14 protein-coding genes are annotated in these 20,963 nt (G+C 28.4%); all 14 read left to right on the top strand.

Going from position 1 to position 20,963, the window contains the following annotated elements; translation table 11 throughout:
- Window positions 1–575: 575 nt before the first annotated feature.
- The 14 genes from dcm to IC218_RS20630 all read left to right on the top strand — a co-directional run bounded on the left by dcm (window position 576) and on the right by IC218_RS20630 (window position 20,947).
- Window positions 576–2,672: a DNA (cytosine-5-)-methyltransferase gene (gene dcm, locus IC218_RS20565; RefSeq protein ID WP_227825403.1), complete on the top strand. Its 2,097-nt coding sequence runs from the start codon at window positions 576–578 to the stop codon at window positions 2,670–2,672.
- Window positions 2,673–2,777: 105 nt separating this feature from the next.
- Complete coding sequence (locus IC218_RS20570) at window positions 2,778–4,532, top strand: AAA family ATPase (protein ID WP_227825404.1); 1,755 nt, start codon at window positions 2,778–2,780, stop codon at window positions 4,530–4,532.
- The gene (locus IC218_RS20575) at window positions 4,525–5,862 is read left to right on the top strand and encodes an McrC family protein (RefSeq protein ID WP_227825405.1); all 1,338 of its coding nucleotides are present in this window, start codon (window positions 4,525–4,527) and stop codon (window positions 5,860–5,862) included. Before IC218_RS20570 ends, IC218_RS20575 begins: the two co-directional genes overlap by 8 nt.
- Window positions 5,863–8,108: 2,246 nt before the next feature.
- The gene (locus IC218_RS20580; RefSeq protein WP_227437100.1) at window positions 8,109–9,062 is read left to right on the top strand and encodes a sugar-binding transcriptional regulator; all 954 of its coding nucleotides are present in this window, start codon (window positions 8,109–8,111) and stop codon (window positions 9,060–9,062) included.
- Between the two features lie 37 nt (window positions 9,063–9,099).
- On the top strand, window positions 9,100–10,062 hold the full coding sequence (locus IC218_RS20585; RefSeq protein ID WP_227437098.1) for a thiamine pyrophosphate-dependent dehydrogenase E1 component subunit alpha: 963 nt from the start codon (window positions 9,100–9,102) through the stop codon (window positions 10,060–10,062).
- 24 nt (window positions 10,063–10,086) lie between these two features.
- Window positions 10,087–11,073: an alpha-ketoacid dehydrogenase subunit beta gene (locus IC218_RS20590; RefSeq protein WP_227483621.1), complete on the top strand. Its 987-nt coding sequence runs from the start codon at window positions 10,087–10,089 to the stop codon at window positions 11,071–11,073.
- 12 nt (window positions 11,074–11,085) lie between these two features.
- Window positions 11,086–12,132 carry a 2-oxo acid dehydrogenase subunit E2 gene (locus IC218_RS20595; RefSeq protein WP_227483622.1) on the top strand — a complete coding sequence of 349 codons (1,047 nt, stop codon included), beginning with the start codon at window positions 11,086–11,088 and terminating at the stop codon, window positions 12,130–12,132.
- Window positions 12,133–12,289: 157 nt separating this feature from the next.
- Window positions 12,290–14,020 carry a dihydrolipoyl dehydrogenase gene (lpdA, locus tag IC218_RS20600; RefSeq protein ID WP_227825406.1) on the top strand — a complete coding sequence of 577 codons (1,731 nt, stop codon included), beginning with the start codon at window positions 12,290–12,292 and terminating at the stop codon, window positions 14,018–14,020.
- Window positions 14,021–14,409: 389 nt separating this feature from the next.
- Complete coding sequence (locus tag IC218_RS20605) at window positions 14,410–17,361, top strand: sigma 54-interacting transcriptional regulator (RefSeq protein WP_227437091.1); 2,952 nt, start codon at window positions 14,410–14,412, stop codon at window positions 17,359–17,361.
- Complete coding sequence (locus IC218_RS20610) at window positions 17,336–17,800, top strand: PTS sugar transporter subunit IIA (RefSeq protein WP_227825407.1); 465 nt, start codon at window positions 17,336–17,338, stop codon at window positions 17,798–17,800. Before IC218_RS20605 ends, IC218_RS20610 begins: the two co-directional genes overlap by 26 nt.
- Before the next feature lie 83 nt (window positions 17,801–17,883).
- Complete coding sequence (locus IC218_RS20615; RefSeq protein ID WP_227437087.1) at window positions 17,884–18,186, top strand: PTS sugar transporter subunit IIB; 303 nt, start codon at window positions 17,884–17,886, stop codon at window positions 18,184–18,186.
- Window positions 18,187–18,263: 77 nt separating this feature from the next.
- Entirely contained in the window at window positions 18,264–19,619 is a 1,356-nt protein-coding gene (locus tag IC218_RS20620; RefSeq protein ID WP_227825408.1) for a PTS galactitol transporter subunit IIC, read from the top strand.
- A gap of 29 nt (window positions 19,620–19,648) precedes the next feature.
- Window positions 19,649–20,122 carry a hypothetical protein gene (locus IC218_RS20625; protein WP_227825409.1) on the top strand — a complete coding sequence of 158 codons (474 nt, stop codon included), beginning with the start codon at window positions 19,649–19,651 and terminating at the stop codon, window positions 20,120–20,122.
- A gap of 174 nt (window positions 20,123–20,296) precedes the next feature.
- Window positions 20,297–20,947 (top strand): class II aldolase/adducin family protein, encoded by a 651-nt coding sequence (locus tag IC218_RS20630; protein ID WP_227825410.1) that lies wholly within the window; start codon window positions 20,297–20,299, stop codon window positions 20,945–20,947.
- The last annotated feature ends 16 nt before the right edge of the window (window positions 20,948–20,963 follow it).

Below are 20,963 nucleotides of genomic sequence, written 5' to 3' on the forward strand. Positions count from 1 at the left end.
TATCCTAATTTTAGAGTAGTTGGACTATAGCAAGTTATATGATGCATACTCCTCCAAATGGAGAAATCCAGTGGTTAATCTGAAGATTCTGTTTAAAATTTTAGTTTATGCTTATGTAAAATTCATTTATTCTTCTACAAAATTTATCTAAATAATTAGTTTAAATTTTAATTGGCTCTGATGAAATTCTGTTTGAAAATGTATTTATAGATGGAACAAAAATTGAATCAAATGCTAATAAATATATGTTTGTATGGAAGAAATCCACATATAAGAATGAATCAAAATACAGATAAATATAAAAGGATTTATATTTATATTTTAAAAAAATGGATAACTAATTAACATAAATTTCATATATATATGAAATAATAAATGATAATCTATAAATAAAAAGTACTCTTATTATTTGTATAGGCATACTATTAAAATATGATTTGAATTTTGAAAAATATGATGTATAATAAATAGTTATGAAATAGATATTTTTATACTTATAATAGTGAAAAATTACCTAAATATACCATAGATGCGAATGAATATAAAATACTTACAATGATTTGAGAGGTGATAAAATGACAATAAGGGTATTCGAAGCATTTGCAGGTATTGGAGCTCCAAGAAAAGCCTTGATGAATATAGGAATTGACTTTGAAGTAATATATACATCAGAAATAAATAACGATGCTATAGTAGCATACAAAAAATTGTATGGTGAAGATAAAAACTTAGGAGATATATCAAAAATTGATGAAAAGAATTTAGATGATTTTGATTTATTTGTAGCAGGTTTTCCATGCCAGGACATTAGTCATAATGGGAAGCAAGAGGGTATGAAAGAAGGTACTAGAAGTGGACTAGTATGGGATGCTATGAGAATAATAAGTCATAAAAAACCTAAATATGTAGTTTTTGAGAATGTAAAAAACTTACTTAATATTAGGTTTAAGGATGACTTAAATAGAATTATATATAGTTTAGAAGAATTAGGATACATTGTTAAATATGAATTATTAAATTCAAAGAATTTTGGTATATGTCAAAATAGAGAAAGAGTATTTATTGTAGGTAGCTTAGAGGGTGATTTTGTAATGCCTAAAAAGTCTAATAGACCTATGAAAACACTGTATGAACTATTAATTGATGATGATTGTGATAACATAAAAGCTGAAATAAAAGAAAAAATAATGAAAGAGTCAATTAATTTAAATGTAAAAGATGCTATTGCAGAGGAATTTGGTAAAATACAAAATAAAGTTATCTGTTTGAATAGTAAAGACATATATAATAAACAACCTAGTCAACAATATAGAGTATATTCAAAGAATGGATTAATGACTACTTTATCAGCTCAGTTAAATGGAAGATACAATGTTATTTCAAGTAAAGGATTTATTAGAAAAATAACACCTAAAGAATCCTTACTATTACAATGCTTTGATTTAGATGATTATGAAAAAATAAAAGATATGGATACTAAAATTTATAAATTGAGTGGAAATAGTATACCTATAAATGTACTAGAAGAAATATTTAGTAAATTACTTAAAGAATATAATACGAATGAGTTAAATGAAAAGAAAGATTTTATAAAGGAGAGGCAAAATAAAATGATAAGTGTAGTAAGTATTTTTTCTGGAGGGGGAGGTATAGACTTAGGATTTGAAAAAGCAGGGTTTGATGTTATATATGCTACAGATTTTTGGGATAAAGCATGTAATACTTTAAAATATAATGCTAAAATAAATGGACATACTCATAAAAAAGTAGAATGTAAGGATATAAGAGAAGTAGATTTTAAGGCTATACTAAGAGAAAATAATCTTGATAGAGTAGATTGTTTTGTAGGAGGTCCGCCATGTCCTGCATACTCTAAGAGTAGATTTTATCTTAAAGATAAAAAAAGAGCTTTAGAAGATGAAAATTCATTTACATTATATAATTACTTTAGAGGACTAGAGGAACTGAATCCAAGAGTATTTTTCTTTGAGAATGTAAATGGGTTTGTTTTTAAGCCTCATCAATCAGCATTTGATTTATTAAAAGTTGAAGCTAATAGATTAGGATATGATATAACATACAAAGTTATAAATTCAGCAAACTATGGAGTGCCTCAAACTAGGCAAAGGTTTATTTGTGTAGGGGTAAAAAGAGGAGAAGGAAAGCCATTTGTATTTCCTAATGAAACACACTATGACCCTGAAAAATACAGTCCATTAATACATGAGGGCATGAGACCATGGGTTACTTGTGAAGAAGCTATAGGTGATTTAGATTATGATTTACCAGAAGATAAAGATATGGAAGCTGGATCTAAACATAAAGATTTACTTAAGCTAGTTCCTCCAGGAGAAAATTATCTTTATTTTACAGAAGAAAGAGGTTATCCAGAACCTGTATTTAAATGGAGATCTAGATATTGGTCATTTTTACTTAAGTTATCTCCAGAAAGACCATCTTGGACAATACAAGCTAGTTTTTCCAACAATCAGGGGCCATTCCATTGGAAAAATAGGTTTTTAAGAATATCTGAAATTAAAAGAATACAAACTTTTGATGATCATTATGAATTAACTGGAAATATGAAAGATCAGTGGAGACAAGTTGGAAATGCTGTACCTGTAAAGTTAGTACAAGTTATAGCAGAAAAAATAAAGCAAATGTATTTCTAATAATAAAGGACCTAAGGCAAAAGGTCCTTATTTTATTGCATATTTAAAATATAGAAAATAATGTATATAATTATATTAATAACATAGTACAAAAAGGAGTATAGTATGGAAGAAAAATATTATCAAGCAAAATTAGATGGAACATATGAAAGAAGTATAGAACCTTCAGGTCCTAACACATCAAGAATAAAAAATATTCTAGAAACGTCACTAAAATCATATGGATGGGACGTCGAATTTGATAATTTAAAATCAAATCCGTATCATGGAATATTAAGGAACACAGGCTTAGATATAGATATGTACATATATTGTTGGAGAGCAAGTAATGGTGGTAGAGAAAATAGACCAATGGAAAAGAGAATTCAGATAAGTTCAAGTGCAGATAGAATTCCATTAGCCAGAAATAATGATGAAAGTAATAGGACTCTATTACTAGGAATATATGAACCAGATATTATATCTGATAGTGAATATAATACACCTATAATTATTGCATGGGAATCTAAAAAAAATAAAAATGCAGGGTCATCAAAGTCGTGCTTTACAGATGTAAATCATATATCGAGAGCTATGAGAGATGGTTTTGCACAATATTATAACTCTACAGGAGATTTGGTATGTGCTTTTAAACCTGAATTTATACATTTTTATATAATGAACTTAAACAACTTACACAAACAAGAATGTGCTTGTATAAATAGTATAACGTCTACAAGTGATATTATAAGCGAAAATATAGAAGATTCCTTATATAATACAGTTACACAATATTCAAATAATAAAGATCATGGAGTAGATAAAAATACAATATTATATGGACCTCCAGGAACAGGAAAGACTTACAATATAGCAAAGTATGTAGTTAGGATTATAGAAGGAAAAACGGAAAGTGAAATAAATACTGAAGAATATAAGGATATAATAGATAGGTTTAATAGATATAAAGTTGATGGGCATGCTATTTTTACAACTTTCCATCAGTCTTACAGCTATGAAGAATTTATAGAGGGAATAAAACCAGTTATAAAAAATAAAGAAGAGAATAATAATGAACCTAATTCTGATATATCTTACACTGTCGAGGATGGTATATTTAAAGAATTTTGCAGTAAGGCAAGCAAAGATGAACAACAAAATAATTATGTATTTATAATAGATGAAATAAATAGAGGTAATATGTCTAAGATATTTGGTGAACTTATAACTCTAATAGAAAATAAAAAGAGAATAGGGTCAGAAGAAGCAATGACTCTAAAGCTACCTTATTCAAAATCAGAATTTGGAGTTCCTAAAAACATATATATACTAGGAACTATGAATACTGCAGATCGTTCTATAGCATTATTAGATACAGCATTAAGAAGAAGATTTGAGTTTATTGAAATGATGCCAGATGTAAATATATTAAACCAACTTAATAATGGGACTGATATAGAAATAAATAGTAGTGGAAAAGTAATAAATGTATGTGAAATTATAAGAACAATAAATAAAAGAATAGAAGTACTTTACGATAGAGAGCATACAATAGGACATGCTTATTTTATAGAATTAGTTAAAAAAGAGGCTACACTAGAAGACCTGGAAAGGACATTAAAGAAAAAAATAATACCATTATTACAAGAATATTTCTATGACGATTATGATAAAATAAGGCTTATTTTAGGTGATAATCAAGTAGACGATAGTAGATTACATTTTATAAAGGAAGAAAATATAGACTCTAGATTATTTGGAAATGATTTTGATTTAGATGACAGGAAATTATTTAAAATAAATGAAGAAGCTTTTAAAGAACCTAATTCATATATAAAAATATACTCAAAAATAAATGAAGAAGGAATATATAATGAGTAAAAACATATATGCAATAAAAGAATATGGTTTCTTTGTAAAAGAATCAAAAAATATAGATATAGGAAAGCTAGAACAAGAAGGAAATGTAGTGGTACCAAATGACATATTTGAATATATAGAGTCATTTATATTAGAAAATCAAAATGAATTTGATGTAGAGAATCATGATTTGATGCAAATTTCTTATAAAAAGGGAATTGGAAAAATAATTAAGGCTAAGAACTATGTAGGGACCATACAAACACCTAAAGGTGTTACTATAGAGATACTACCTAAGATATATATATCAAGTCATGAAGATTCATACAAAAAGACAAAAAAGATATTTCTTAAAATGTTAAAGAGCGTAAAAGATATGCCTTTTAAAACTTTTAACATGGCTAATTTAGACACTATAAATATGGAAATTTTAGATATATTTATAATTATGTTTCTAGATGAAGTATCTGTATTAATAAAAAAGGGAATTAAATCATCTTATATCAAAGAAGAAGGAAATTTAAATTATTTAAGAGGTAAATTATTGATAAATAAGCATATATCAAAGAATATAATAAGTAAGGACAAATTCTACTTAGAATATGACGAGTATAGTAAAAACATACCTGAAAATAGAATTATAAAATCAACTTTATTGAAGTTGAAAGATGTTACATCTAAATCTAATATACAAAATAGAATACAAAAATATTATTTTGCTTTTGACGAAGTAGATAAATCATTAAATTATGAAAAGGATTTTTCAAGATGCACCAATAATCGTTTAATGAATGATTATAAGCTTGCACTAGAGTGGAGTAAAATATTTTTACAAAATAAAGGATTTACAAGTTATAAAGGTGGGAGTAAATCGTACTCATTACTATTTCCTATGGAAAAAGTGTTTGAGAATTACGTAGCCAATAGTATTAAAAAATGTAATTTATTTAATAAATTTGATGTCATAATTCAAGCAAGAAAAGATGAAACAATGTATTTGTTTGATACACCTAAAAAATTTAAATTAAAGCCTGATATTATAATGAAAAATTCAGAAGAGACTATAATATTAGATACTAAATGGAAAAACTTATATGATAATTATAATAAAAATTATGGTATATCTCAAAGTGATATGTACCAAATGTATGCTTATTCAAAAAAGTACAATGCAAATAAAATTATTATAATCTATCCTTATAATTATGAGGCTAAAAAGATATTAAGCTGTGGTGATTATAGTATTTTATTTTTTAAATCATATGATGGAGTAAATGTACAAATATATTTCTTTGATATTGAAAAAACAGAAGATAGTTTATATGAGTTACATAAAATAATAAGTGACTAAAAATTGCACTAATTAAAAAATATAATGTACAGATTAAAATATGATTGATGTATATTATAGGTTTACAAACAATAAATAAGTATTTTAAATTAAATTATTTTTAACATTATTATATGTGTTGATGTTCATTATAGCACCATTTTTCTATACAAAATATACTTTTTAAGATATATTAAATAATTTAGATGCGGTTTTACTAGATAAACTATTTTTTTATCTTCAATCAAACATATTGTCTTTAAAAGAAGGTGACTTAAGTAAGAATTTTAAATAATTTTAACTACATAAAATATTAATATCTAAATGTATTACTTGATTTATTAATAGATTCTAAAATAGTATAAAGTTCACCATATTTATAATAATAAACCATATAATATTTTGTATCTACAATATTATATGGTTTATATTGAGGTGATTTTTTTAATAATCCAAGCTTCTTCAATCTTTGTGTAAAGGTATTTTATGGTAAATTACTATAATCATATGACTTATTAATAAACTGTGTATTTATAAAGTACATTTCGATTTACTTACTACAAGGAAGGCACTTTTGATCTTTCATCATATGAGCTAGGTAATTTGAAACTATTAAATAGTATTGAATGTTTTTTACAGGCTGAGTGTTGGATTATAATGAAGATGTTGGATTTATTAGAGATGGCTTGGTAAACCATCATTATTTGAAGGATCATAAATGGAAAATTAATTTTGATTTTATGAAGATGATGTTCAGTAAGTAGAAATAGTATGTAAGTTAAAGTTTGTTAATACTGCTTTATATTATAAGAACTACTATTAAAATACATGTATTTTAACACTCTTTCTTTTGAGAAAGTAGGGGAGTAAGAGATATAATCAAGTCTCATTTTTAAGGGCACGGCGATACATGATAAGTATCTCCGTGTTGTTTTATACATAGCATAAATTTATAAATATTGATTTGTAAAATAATCATTATCAGTAATATGATATCTATATTTATATGTAGTTGAAACTTTATAAACATAGATATTTTTCCATTTTATGAAGAACTTAAGTGAGCTTCTGTTTTGTTAAATTTAATATTTTTATTGATGCTTATACCATATTTATTTTCTAATATGCAAAATTTAGTAATAAACACTTTTTTATTTTTACTCTTACTTTACCTTTATTTAATTTTCATGTTGTATCTTGTTAGTAAGAACAGAATAAAAACAGAAGAAGAAATAATGAAATAACTAAAATCAAGGGGATTAAGCATTCTATTATATGAAGTTTTGCTTGTTGGTGTAACACATCATCATGTACAGATCAGAACACCTAGTTGAAAGGTCTCAAAGCCTAAATCAATACCTAAACCAGCAAAAGAACCTACACATGTAAATTATGAAAAACAGTCAAATGAACTTAAAGAAAAATATTATAAAAAATAAATAATGAAACTCTATAATTAGAATATAATCAAACACTATTTACGCTGGAAAACTTTACAGAAGCACAAGAGATACTAAAACCTTTGGTAAGTTTAAAGAATGCTTCAACAGATGCTATTTACTTTTATGCACAAGTAGAATATCTGAATAGAAAGTATACATAAGCTTAAAAACTATATAATGTTCTTGTAAAACAATATTTTGACAAATTTAAAACAGAGGGATAATAGAGTTTGGTACTTAAATATTATTTAAGTAATTTGCAACTAAAAAATAGATTTGGGAAATTTCCAACAGATTATGAAAGATATCATAATGAGGAAGTTGGGTTTTTGGGAGAAGTTTTAATAATCCATAAGTATTTTAAAAGCTATAAATGCACGATTGATTTTGATTCTATGAAGGTGATATTTAGTAATAAGAAATACTATATAATCTAAATTGTGTGATTAAGTTTCGCTTTTTTAAGGACACGGTGATACAAGAAAGCTATCTCGGTGTTTTTTATATGCAAAAATATCTTAAGAATCAAATGTAATAGATAACATGCGTACCAGTATGTCAGAAGTAATAGTTAATCTCGTTTATATAATTATAGATATACTATTAGCTAGTTAAGTTTTAGTAGAGTTGTAACAAAATAAGGTACACTAGCAAAAGCTGAAAGCATATTTTTTAATAATCTTTAATGTAACAACTTATTTTTAATTATACAAAAAAAACAGTTGACTTTTTATACGAACCCCTTCTATAATGTTATTGAAATTAAGTAAAATCATTGAACAAATGTAAAAATAATTGAAAAATCTTGATTTTGGAGGAAGGAAAATGAAAAAAATTGGAGACTTAAGGTTAATGATGAAGTGTTGTTCACTTTATTATGAAGATAATTTGAATCAACAAGAAATAGCGAATCAATTGGGAATATCAAGACCAACAATATCAAGAATATTAAAAGAAGCTTTTGAGCAAGGAATAGTAAAAATACAAATAGTTGATGTTTTAAAAAATGACTATCAAAAAATAGAAAGAAGTTTAGAAAGAAAATATAAATTGAAAGAAGTAATAGTGGTAGATGATAAACAAGACTCATTAACACAAAAACAAGAATTAGCAAGAGCTGTGTCTGAATATCTTACCAGAGTAGTAAAAGAAAATGATATAATTGGGGTTTCCATAGGAACAACTCTAAAAGAAATTCCTAGATATGTAGAAAAAAGCAACTGTAAAAATGTTACGTTCATACCTTTACTAGGAGGAATTGGAGATAATGAAATAGATATACACGCAAATCAAATAGCTGTAAGTTTAGCAAGAGCTTTTGGAGGAGATTTTAAGTTATTACATGCTCCTGCTGTGATGTCTGATTTATCTACAAAAGAAAAGCTTTGTAAGGATGAAAAAATTAAAGAAGTACTAGACTTAATAGATAAAACAACTATTGCAATTGTAGGTATAGGAAATCCTATGAGTTTAAACTCAACGATAATGGCTTCTGGATATATGCATGAAGAAGATATAGATGATTTAAAAAAGTATAACTCAATAGGCGCAATTTGTTTGCAAGCTTTTGATAAGGAAGGAAAAACTTCTATACTTGAATTTAATCAAAGGGTACTAGGGGTAAAACTAAATGATTTAAAAAAGATAAAAAGAACAATAGGTGTTGCTTCAGGAGATGAAAAGATAGAAGCAATAAAAGCATCATTAAAAGCCAAATTTATAAATAGCTTAGCAATTAATCACAGTTTAGCACTTGAATTATTAGAAGATTGTGACTAATAGAAATATAGATAAAAATTAATAGGAGGGAATTGATATGACATTATCAAAAGAAACATTACTTGAAATGTATAAGAGAATGAATCAAGCTAGAAAGTTTGAAGAGAAAGTTAGTTGGTTTTTTGCAAGAGGTATGGTACATGGAACAACTCATTTATCAGTAGGTCAAGAAGCTTCAAGTGTAGCCGCAGTAATGGCATTAGAAAAAGGAGATTTGGTTTCATTAACTCATAGAGGTCATAGCCAATTTATAGGAATGGGAATAGATTTAAATAAAATGATGGCTGAGCTTATGGGAAAAGAAACTGGATTTTGTAAAGGAAAAGGAGGCTCAATGCATATAGCAGATATTGAGTCAGGTAACTTAGGAGCAAATGGAGTCGTAGGTGGAGGTCTTACTATAGCTCCTGGCGCTGCACTTACACAACAATATAAAAAGACAGGAAAAATAGTTTTATGTAGTTTTGGTGATGGTGCATCAAATGAAGGTACATTTCATGAAGGAATAAACTTGTCATCAATATGGAAATTACCAATAATATTTTATTGTGAAAACAACCTATATGGCATGTCAACAAGTATAAAACGTCACATGAATATAGATAGTGTTGCAACAAGAGCAGCATCTTATGGTATAGAAGGAATATCAATAGATGGATATAATCCAATAGAAGTATATGAAACAGTACAAAAAGCTGCTGAAAAATGTAGAAGAGGGGAAGGGCCTGTATTAATTGAAAGTAGGACTTATAGATGGCTAGGTCATTCAAAATCAGATGCAAATGTATATAGAACGAAAGAAGAGATAGAATCGTGGAAGGCAAAAGACCCTATAAAATTTTTAAGAAATTATCTTATAGAAAATAATATGGCAAATGAAAATGAATTAGATATAATTGAAGATTTTGCTAAAAAATCAATAGAAGATGCAGTAGAATTTGCTCAAAATAGCCCAAATCCAAAAATAGAATCTTTATTAGATGATGTATATGCAGACTAAAAATAGTAAAGGAGGAAAATAAAAATGAGTACAAGAGAATTAACATATGCACAAGCAATAAAAGAAGCAATGTCAGAAGAAATGAGAAGAGATGAAAATGTAATATTTATGGGAGAAGATATAGGGATATATGGAGGAGCATTTGGCGTATCAGTGGGAATGATAGATGAATTTGGCCCAGAAAGAGTAAGAGATACTCCTATATCAGAAGCAGCTATAGCAGGAGCAGCAGCAGGTGCAGCGGCAACTGGGTTAAGACCAATTATGGAAGTAATGTTTATGGATTTTGTTACAATATCTATGGACGCGATTGTAAATCAAGCAGCAAAAATGAGATATATGTTTGGTGGGAAGGCTCAGGTTCCAATGGTTGTTAGATGTCCTGGAGGTTCTGGAACTGGTTCAGCAGAACAACATTCACAAAGTTTGGAAGCATGGTTTTGTCATGTACCAGGAGTAAAAGTGGTTGCACCTTCAACACCAGCAGATGCTAAGGGATTATTAAAAGCAGCTATAAGAGACAATAATCCAGTAATATTTGTTGAAAACAAATTGTTATATAGAAAAAAAGGAATTGTCCCAGAGGGAGATTATGTAATTGATATTGGAAAGGCAGATATTAAAAAAGAAGGTTCTGATGTTACAGTAATCACTTATGGAAGGATGTTACAAAGTGTTGAAGAAGCTGCAGAAAACCTATCAAAAGAAAATATAGATGTAGAAATTATAGATTTAAGAACTTTATATCCATTAGATAAAGAGACAATCATAAAGAGTGTATGTAAAACTGGTAGAGTTTTAATTTGCCATGAAGCAGCTAAGACTGGTGGTCTAGGTGGAGAAATATCAGCATTAATAACAGAAAGTGAATCATTTGATTATTTAGATGCACCAGTAAAAAGAATATGTGGAAAAGATGTGCCAATACCATATAATCCAGAGCTAGAAAAAGCAGTAGTCCCAAGAATTGATGAAATAGAAGATGCAATAAAATCTTTAATTGTTAGATAAGGGGGGATAGAAATGGTGGCAAATAAAGTAAAAGCCACACCAGCAGCCAAAAACCAAGCAAGAAAAGACAATATAGAGTTAGATAGGCTGATTGGAAGTGGAGAAAATGGAAGAATACATCTAGTGGATGTGTTAAATTATCTAGAAAATAATAAAGTAAAAGCAACTCCTTTAGCAAAAAGAATAGCAGAGGATTTAAATATAGATTTAGAAAATGTTGTAGGTACTGGATACAATAGAAAAATAAAAAAAGCAGATATAGAAAAGGCACATACACAAGAGACTATCGTATCAACTGATGTATCTAAATCTAATGAAACAAAAGAAATAGAATCAAAACATGAGAATTTAAGTACGTTTAATACTGTAGAAGGAGAGTTCGAAAAGCCAAATCCAATGAGAGCAACTGTAGCAAAACGAATGTCAGAAAGCTACTTCAGTGCTCCTGTATTTACATTCAATATAGAGGTAGATGCTACAGAACTTAAAGAACTTAGAGCAAAATTAATAGATACAGTAAAAGAATCAACTGGAGTAAAATTAACAATGACAGATTTAATAGTAATGGCTGTATCTAGAGTACTTCCAAAGCATCAAGCATTAAATTCAGCATGGACAGATAATGGAATATTTAGATATAAAGATATAAATATAGCTATTGCTGTTGGACTAGATGAAGGTTTATATGTCCCAGTAGTAAAAAATGTAAATGAAAAATCGCTAAAAGAAATAGCTAAAGAAAGCAAAGAACTTGCTGAAAAAGTAAAAACAGGAAAGCTTCTACCAGCAGACCAAGAAGGTAATACATTTACTATAAGCAATGTTGGAATGTATGGTATAACGACATTTACACCTATAATAAATATGCCTTCAAGTGCGATACTTGGGGTAGGAGCAACTCAAGATAAGTTTGTGCCAGTAAATGGAGAGGCTAAAATAAAACCTATAATGAATTTATCATTAACATCAGACCATAGAATAATAGATGGTACAGTAGCAGCAAAATTCTTAAAAGATTTAAAAGAATTATTAGAAAATCCATTAGCAATGCTCGTATAGGTTTTGATATTTTACTCTTTATGTAAATAGATTGAATAGACCACATAAAAAGATGTATTTAATTTTACTAGATTTAAAATTATTGTATGTAAAAGATATCTGTATGAATATAAGATGATTAACTAAAATATATAAAAAATAAATAGGAGGATAGCCTATGTCAGTAGAAGTCATAATGCCAAAAGCTGGAGTAGCTATGGAAGAAGGTACTATAGTATCTTGGCTAAAACAAGAAGGCGAAGAAGTAAAAATTGGAGAACCTATACTAGAGATAACAACAGATAAAGTCAACATGGAAATAGAATCAGAAGGAGAAGGTATACTTGCTGCAATTATACATAAAGAAGAAGGAGAAGTATTACCAGTATTTACAGTAATAGGTGTAATAGCAGAAAAGGGAGAAAAGCAAGAAGAAATAAAGGCTAAATACTTATCTGGAAACGTATCAAAAGAAGATTTAATTGTTGAAACAGAAAAAATAGAAATAAAAGAAGAAAAGACAATTAAAAAAGAGAGTAATCATGATTATGATGTGGTAGTAGTAGGTGGAGGACCTGGAGGGTATTTATCAGCACTAAAATCAGCTATATTAGGAGGCAAAGTTGCATTAGTAGAAGAGGACACATTAGGAGGAACTTGCCTAAATAGAGGTTGCATTCCTACAAAAACTTATGTAAAAACAGTAGAAATATTAGAAGAAATTGAACAATTATCAAAAAGAGGTGTAAAAGTATCTGTTGATAAGGAACAAGATATAAAAAAGGCTATAAAGTATAAAAATAGAGTAGTAAAAAAACTTACAGCTGGTGTTGGTGGATTGTTAAAAAGCAGAGGTGTAGATGTCTTTAATCTTAAAGCTACTGTTAAAGAAGCCCATAAAGTAATATTATCAGATGGAAAAGTTTTAGATACAGAAAATACAATAATTGCCACTGGTTCTAAGGTGAGAATCTTACCAATAAAAGGAATAGAATCAAAATTAATAATAACTAGTACAGAAGCTTTAGATTTAGACATAGTACCAGAAGAGTTAGTAATAATTGGTGGTGGAGTAATAGGTTGTGAATTTGCAGAGATATTCAACTCAAGAGGTTCTAAAGTAACTATAATAGAAATGGAAGACAGAATAATTCCAAGAATGGACAAAGAATTGAGCCAGTCTTTAAGAGATTCACTTAAGAAAAAGGGAATAACTATATTAACTGAAAAGAAAGTTTCTGAATTTAAAGAAGAAGGAAATAAAATAATAGTATGTATTGAAGGAGAAGAACCAATAAAGGCAGATTTAGGTCTATATGCTATAGGAAGACAAGCTAATCTATCTGGTGTAGAAGACTTAGATATTAAAATAGATAGAGGTTCAATAGTTGTAAATAGTAAAATGGAAACAAGTGTACCAAGTGTATATGCAGTAGGTGATGTTACTGGAGGTATAATGCTAGCTCATGCAGCTTTTAAAATGGGAGAAGTAGCAGCTTCAAATGCTTTAGGTATGGATGAAGAAGCAGATTTAAGTGCATTACCTAGTTGTGTTTATACAGTTCCAGAGGTTGCATCAGTTGGACTTACAGAAGAAGATGCTAAACAAAAATATAATATAAAAATTGGTAAATTTAACTTTGCTGGAAATGGAAGAGCTTTAGCTTCTGGACAAGAGCAAGGATATGTAAAAGTAATATCAGATGCTAAGTATGGGGAAATTTTAGGTGTGCATATGTTTGGATATGGTGTAGCAGAACTTATAAATCATGCAGCATCATTTAAAGCATTAGAAATACCTGCTGATGAAGCTAGTGACTTGATTTTTGGTCACCCATGTACTTCAGAAGCTCTGATGGAAGCTTTAGCAGATGTAAGTGGTGAATGCTTACATTTACCAAAAAAATAAGCTATTAACCTAAGTTTATATAATATATAAAATCTTTAAAAACTCACTTAGCCAAACCCCTTTTGTATAAATGTATTTATTTATACAAAAGGGGTTTCTTTTTGGAAAAATATATCATAAGGTTATTTGTAGTTTTTGTTGTACAAAAAAGATAGTAATATAGAATAAGGGTGTCATTTTAGATTTATTACAGAAAAATTTAAGAGAAAAGATTTTTTTGTTTTTTACGAAAGTATTATTTGTGAAAAATAAAAAAAATTTTCTTAATATTTAAATAAAAGAATAGCTTAATTTAAACGTTATAAGTTTATGAAGTGAAAAATGGCACAAAAAAAACACTATGTGGCATGTAAGTTGCTTATATAAATAGTAAGGAGGGACAATTAGAAATGAGGCAAAGAATAAAAAGCTTAATTGAAAATGAAGATAAGAAAAATCCTTTAACAGATGAAGCAATTTCAAGTATGTTAAATATTCGAAGAGAAGACGTTACCTTTTTAAGAAATGAATTAAAAATAGAAGATTCTAGACAAAGAAGAAAAGTTGTTTTGATTAAAGCTATAAAAGATATTGTAAAAGAAGAAAAAAATATAAATAAAAATGATATAACAAGAAGATTAAATAGTATTGGATTTACTGTATCAAGATTTACAGTTATACAGTATTTAAAAGAAATCCAAGATTCTGGTGATTTAAAACATGATAAAGAAAATGATGATAAAAAAGAGGAACTAAATGCTAAAGAAGAAAAAATAGATGTGGCCTTTGATAAATTAATAGGAAGTACTGGAAGTTTAAGTACAATCGTCAAATTAGCTAAGGCAGCTATACTTTATCCTCCCCATGGGTTGCATACTATTATTATGGGTCCAACTGGTGTTGGAAAAAGCGAGTTAGCAGAGTGCATGTATAACTTTGCAGTAGAATCATCTAGATTTCCTAAAAATGCACCATTTATAGTTTTCAATGCAGCAGACTACTCAGAAAATCCACAACTTTTGTTATCTCAATTATTTGGTCATGTTAAGGGTGCTTTTACAGGAGCTGATGAAACTAAAGAAGGATTAGTATCAAAAGCAGATGGGGGTATATTGTTTATAGATGAAATACATAGATTGCCTTATGAAGGTCAAGAAATACTCTTTCAATTGATTGATAAGGGAATGGTTAGAAAATTAGGAGAAACAAAGCTTACAAATAAAATAAATGTAATGATTATTTCTGCAACTTCTGAGCCAATAGATTCTCATTTACTTAATACCTTTAAAAGACGTATACCTGTGACAATTGAAATCCCAGAATTGGTTGCAAGACCATTAAACGAAAGATTTGACATTATAAACAATTTTTTCTTGATAGAAGCCCAACGAATGGGAGCCAACATACACATAAAATCAGATGTCCTAAAAGCTCTTATGCTTTATGATTGTATAGGAAATGTAGGTCAGCTTAGAAGTGACATTCAAGTAGCTTGTGCTAGAGGACTATTAAATCAACTTACAAATAAACAAAAAGAAGTAACTATAAATATATCAGATGTACCTGGGTATGTGAAACAAGGTCTAATAAGGATAAGAAATTGTAGAGGAAAGATAGAAAATTATGTAGATGGAGATTTAATTATAGATTCAGACCTTCAAGTTGAGATAGAAAAGAAAAATGAAGATATATATACTTTCCCAGATGAAATATACAAGCTTACTGAAAGGAGACACATTGATTTATTAGAACAAGGTTTAGACTTTGATGTTATTAACAGGATTGTTGGAGGAGAATTAGAAAGCTGTATTCAGAAGTACATAAAACAAGTTAAGAAAGTTTCTATCACTGAGAATTTACCTGATATAAGTCCGATTGTTGGAAAATACATTGTAGAGTTAACTTGTGAAGTAATCAAAATAGCATCACAGTATCTTAATTCATTAGAACCAAATCTACACTTATGTCTAGCAATTCATTTAAAAGCAGCTTTTGAAAGATTAAAAGAAGGAAAAGTAATATCAAATGCTCATTTAAAAGAGATAATAGGAAACTATCCATTAGAGTATTCTGTAGCAGAAAAGGTAGCACAACATTTAAAGGAAAGATACAATATAAATTTGCCAAAAGAAGAAATAGGTATAATAGCAATATATTTTAAAATGAGTAGTAGAGGAGAAATTTCTGAACAAAAAAAGATAGGTGTACTTCTAATGGCTCATGGAAGAGTTGCGTCATCTGTATGTGAGGTTACCAATAAGTTATTAGGTATTAATCATGCAAGGTATTTGGATATGCCATTTGAGAAAAAGCCAGAAGAAATGATTGAAGAAGCTACTACTGTAATAAAAGATATTGATGAAGGAAGAGGAGTAATTATATTAGTTGATATGGGTTCCCTTTCGTACTTTGGAGATATTATCTCTGGAAAAACAGGGATTGATATAAGAACAATATCTAGATTTGATACATTACTCTGTATAGAAGTCATACGAAGAGCAGTTCTACCAGATTTAACAATAGATGAGATAGTTGATGAAGTTAAAAATATAGAGCCATTAGTAAAAGATAAAGTTAGCAAAGAGAACAACTCAAAAGTAGACAATAGAAAGCCTATAATTGTAACATTATGTATTACTGGATTAGGAGGAGCTTGCAAGATAAAGCAAAGTTTAGAGGAAAGCATTAAAGGGATAAATGAAAAGGTTGATATAGAGACTATTGGTATGATTGAATATCCAAGTCTTGATTTAGAGATAAAACAAATAAGTAATGAAAAAAATGTAATCGCAATAGTTGGAACAATTGACCCTCAGATACCAAACATCCCATTTTTTAGCCTAGTAGACATTAATGATAAAACAAAATTAAATCAAATAAATAACTTAATTGATACAAATCAAATTGCTAAAACAAATAAAAAATATGAATTATCTGATTTAATCCAAAAAGAAGACATATTTGTAGATTTAGAAATTAAATCAAAAGAAGAAGTACTTAAATACATGAGCAAAAAACTTAGAGAAAAAGGCTATGTAACAAAAAATTTCTATAAAAAAGTAGTGGAAAGAGATAATTTATTTCCAACTGAGTTGTCAGACGGAATAGCAATACCTCATACAGATGGAATTGATGTAATCAGACCAGCAATAAGCATAGCTATCTTAAAAAATCCTATTGTATGGAGTAAAAACAAAGTAAAAATAATACTTCTACTAGCTGTAGACCAGAAATGTTTTAATCCATTGAATACTCTACTTACATTTATAGAAACAGATGAATTTAAAAAAATTAAAAACATTAAAGATAGAGATTTTATTAGGGAGATGATATTAGATGGAGTCAATGCAAATAATCAGTAGTAATTTAATTTTTAAAGATATTGAGGTATCAAGTAATGAAGATGCTTTGAAGTTTTTAGGACAACGTTTGTTTGACGAACAATATGTAAAAGAAAGTTATATAGAAGCAGTTATAGCAAGAGAGAAAAAATATGCTACAGGACTGCCAACAGGAATCTATGGAGTAGCAATACCGCATACAGATATAGTCCATGTAAATGAACCAGGGATAGCTATTGGCATATTAAATAAACCTGTAAAATTCATAATGATGGGTACAGATGACACTGAAATTGATGTAAAGGTTATATTTATGCTGGCAGTTAAAGAGCCACAAGAGCAATTACAACTATTAGAAAGACTCATGACCATATTCCAAGATGAAAATATGTTAAATAATATTATTGATTTAAGAGAAGAAAGTTTAAGTGATTTATTAAATTCTAAGTTGAATAATTAAACACATACAAAAATAGTATTAAAAATATAAAAAGTTATCAAAGATTTCTAATTACAGATATCTTTAAAAATAAAATAATTTTAATGGGGGTGAATAATGTGGCTAAAAAAATATTAGTTGCATGTGGAACAGGAGTATGTACTTCAACAATTGCTATAAACAAGTTAAAGAAGGCATTAGAAGAAGCTGGTAAATTAGATAGGGTTAGTATTACACAATGTAAAGTAGTAGAGGTAGCTTCAAAAGCACCAGATTATGATTTAATAATCTGTACTACACAAATATCTAGTAGTATAAAAACACCTGTAATAAATGGGCTGCCTTTTTTAACTGGAGTAGGAATGGATAAATTAATCAAAGAAGTGCTTGAAAAATTAGAGTTATAATTTGAATTTTTAAATGAAATAGTCTCTAAAATTTTGCGGTTTTAGAGACTGAAAATTAAATGAAGGAGGAAGTTTAGATGGCGATATTAAATTTCATTGTTGGTTTGGGTGCACAAGTAATGATGCCAATAATAATATGTATTTTTGGCTTGATATTAGGTACAAAACTTGGAAAATCTTTAAGAGCTGGTTTAACAGTAGGAGTTGGATTTATAGGTCTTAATACTATTATAGCTTTGTTAACAGATAACTTAGGTCCAGCTACACAACAAATGGTTAAGAACTTAGGATTAAGCCTATCCATAATAGATGTTGGATGGCCAGCAGCATCAGCTATAGCTTTTGCATCAACAGTGGGTGCTTTAATTATTCCAATAGGACTTGTAGTAAATATAGTTATGTTAATTACTAATACAACTCAAACTGTCGATGTAGATATATGGGATTACTGGCATTTTGCATTTACAGGAGCTTTGGTGGCAGGGGCTACGCAAAATGTTATGTGGGGAGTATTTGCAGCAGTAGCAAATATGGTAATTGTTTTAGTAATGGCAGACTTAACGGCCCCAGGGATAGAAGAATACTTAGGGATGCCAGGTATATCTCTTCCTCATGGATTTACACAAGCATTTGTTCCAATTGCTATAGTTGTAAATAAAGTATTAGATTTGATTCCAGGGATAAATAAAATTGAAATAAATGCTGATACATTACAAAAAAAATTTGGCCTATTTGGAGAACCTTTAATAATGGGGTCTTTAATAGGGATAATAATTGGTATTGCAGCCAAGTATGACATAAAAGGTATATTGCAGTTAGGGATAACTATGGGAGCTGTTTTAATACTAATTCCCAAAATGGCGGCTTTATTAATGGAAGGTTTGTTGCCAGTATCAGAAGCAGCACAAGAATTTATTGAAAAGAGATTTAAAAATAGAGGTAAAATATACATCGGTTTAGATTCTGCAGTAGGAATAGGACACCCTGTTACATTGTCAGTTGCATTAGTACTAGTGCCTCTAACTATAGTTATAGCAGCTATATTACCAGGTAATAAAGTTTTACCATTTGCAGATTTAGCTGTAATACCATTTGCACTTGTTTTAATCGTTCCAATTACAAAAGGAAATGTATTTAGAACTTTAATAATAGGAATAGTTATTATTACTTCTGGGCTATTAATAGCAACTAATTTAGCACCACTATTTACTCAAATGGCTTTAAATGCAAGCTTTAAAATGCCTGAAGGAGCAACTATGATTTCAAGTATTTGTGATGGAGCAAATCCATTAAGCTGGGTATTTGTAAAAATTATGAATTACAAAGTAATTGGAGGAATAATTTTGGCAGTTATAGCTTTAGGGATGGCTATCTATAATAGAAGTAGAATAATAAAGGAAAATAAAGTATTATCTACACAAGATGAAGCTTAAATGTAATTTTATTAAGGAGTGTATAAATTATGAAAAAATATATATATGATTCTAAAAGATATATAGTTAGTGTAACAATACCAGGGATTTTTATGATTTTAATATTGATTTATGCACTATTTAATAATTATATAAATCCTAGTATTAATATATATAGCTTGATGATAGTTATTTGTACTTATGGAATATTTAATACTTTTGTATCCTCAAGTAATCCTAACATGATTACTATGAACAATAAATATATATATTTTAGTTCATTTAATTCTACACATGAGTATGAAATTAAAGATATAAAAAAAATAAGAATAAGAGAATTTCATGACAAAAAAATGTATCTAAAAATTAATGATGGTAGTTTTATTAAGGGGAGATATTGGATAAAAACAAACATGTTTAATGACAATACAGAACTATATAATTATTTTATTGAATTAGAAGAATGTTTGCATCCAGAATCATTAAAATTTAGAAATAAAAGATTAAAGAGTAATGAACTATAAAAATGAAAATTTCAAATTAAAATTGGCTTATATTTAGTATAAATAGATAAGTTTAAATTTTATAAAGATTTTTTAGAATTTTCAATTAAAATAGCGGAAATAAAATCTTATTGTGTAAGATATATAACAGGAACATATAGAACTATGTTTCTAATAAATGGGAGGATTTAGCTAATGTTATTAGAAAATTTGAGAAAAGAGGTATTACAAGCGTCTTTAGACCTTCTAAACTATAATTTGGTTACATTGACAGGAGGAAATGTAAGTGGAAGAGATGAAGAAACTGGATATATAGCAATCACACCAAGTGGAATGGATTATAGAAATCTTACACCAAGTGATATTGTTTTAATAGACATAGATGGAAATACTGTAGATGGTAAATGGAAGGCATCAGTAGATTCACCAGACCACTTATATATATATAAGCATAGAGATGATATAAATAGTATAATACATACACACTCTACATATTCAAGTTGCTTTGCAATTTTAAATGAGTCTATAGAATGTGCAAGTACAACTCTTGCAAATGAGGTAGGAGGTTCAGTTCCAGTTGCAAAATTTTCACCACCAACATCTAATCAGATGGGAAAATGTGTTATTGATGTAATAGGTGATAGGAGAGCATGTCTTTTGGCAAATCATGGAGTAATTGCAGTTGGTCCATCTGTAAAGCATGCACTTACCGCAGCTGTAATGTTAGAAGATGCAGCAAAAGTATATTATTTAGCAAAATCAATTGGGACACCAGTATTATTACCAGATGAAGAAGTTCAAAGAGCTAGAAATGTATTTCTTAATGTGTATGGTCAGGATAAGTAAATTTAATAAAACTCTC

This window comes from Clostridioides sp. ES-S-0005-03 (genome assembly GCF_020658455.1).
Taxonomy (GTDB): domain Bacteria; phylum Bacillota; class Clostridia; order Peptostreptococcales; family Peptostreptococcaceae; genus Clostridioides.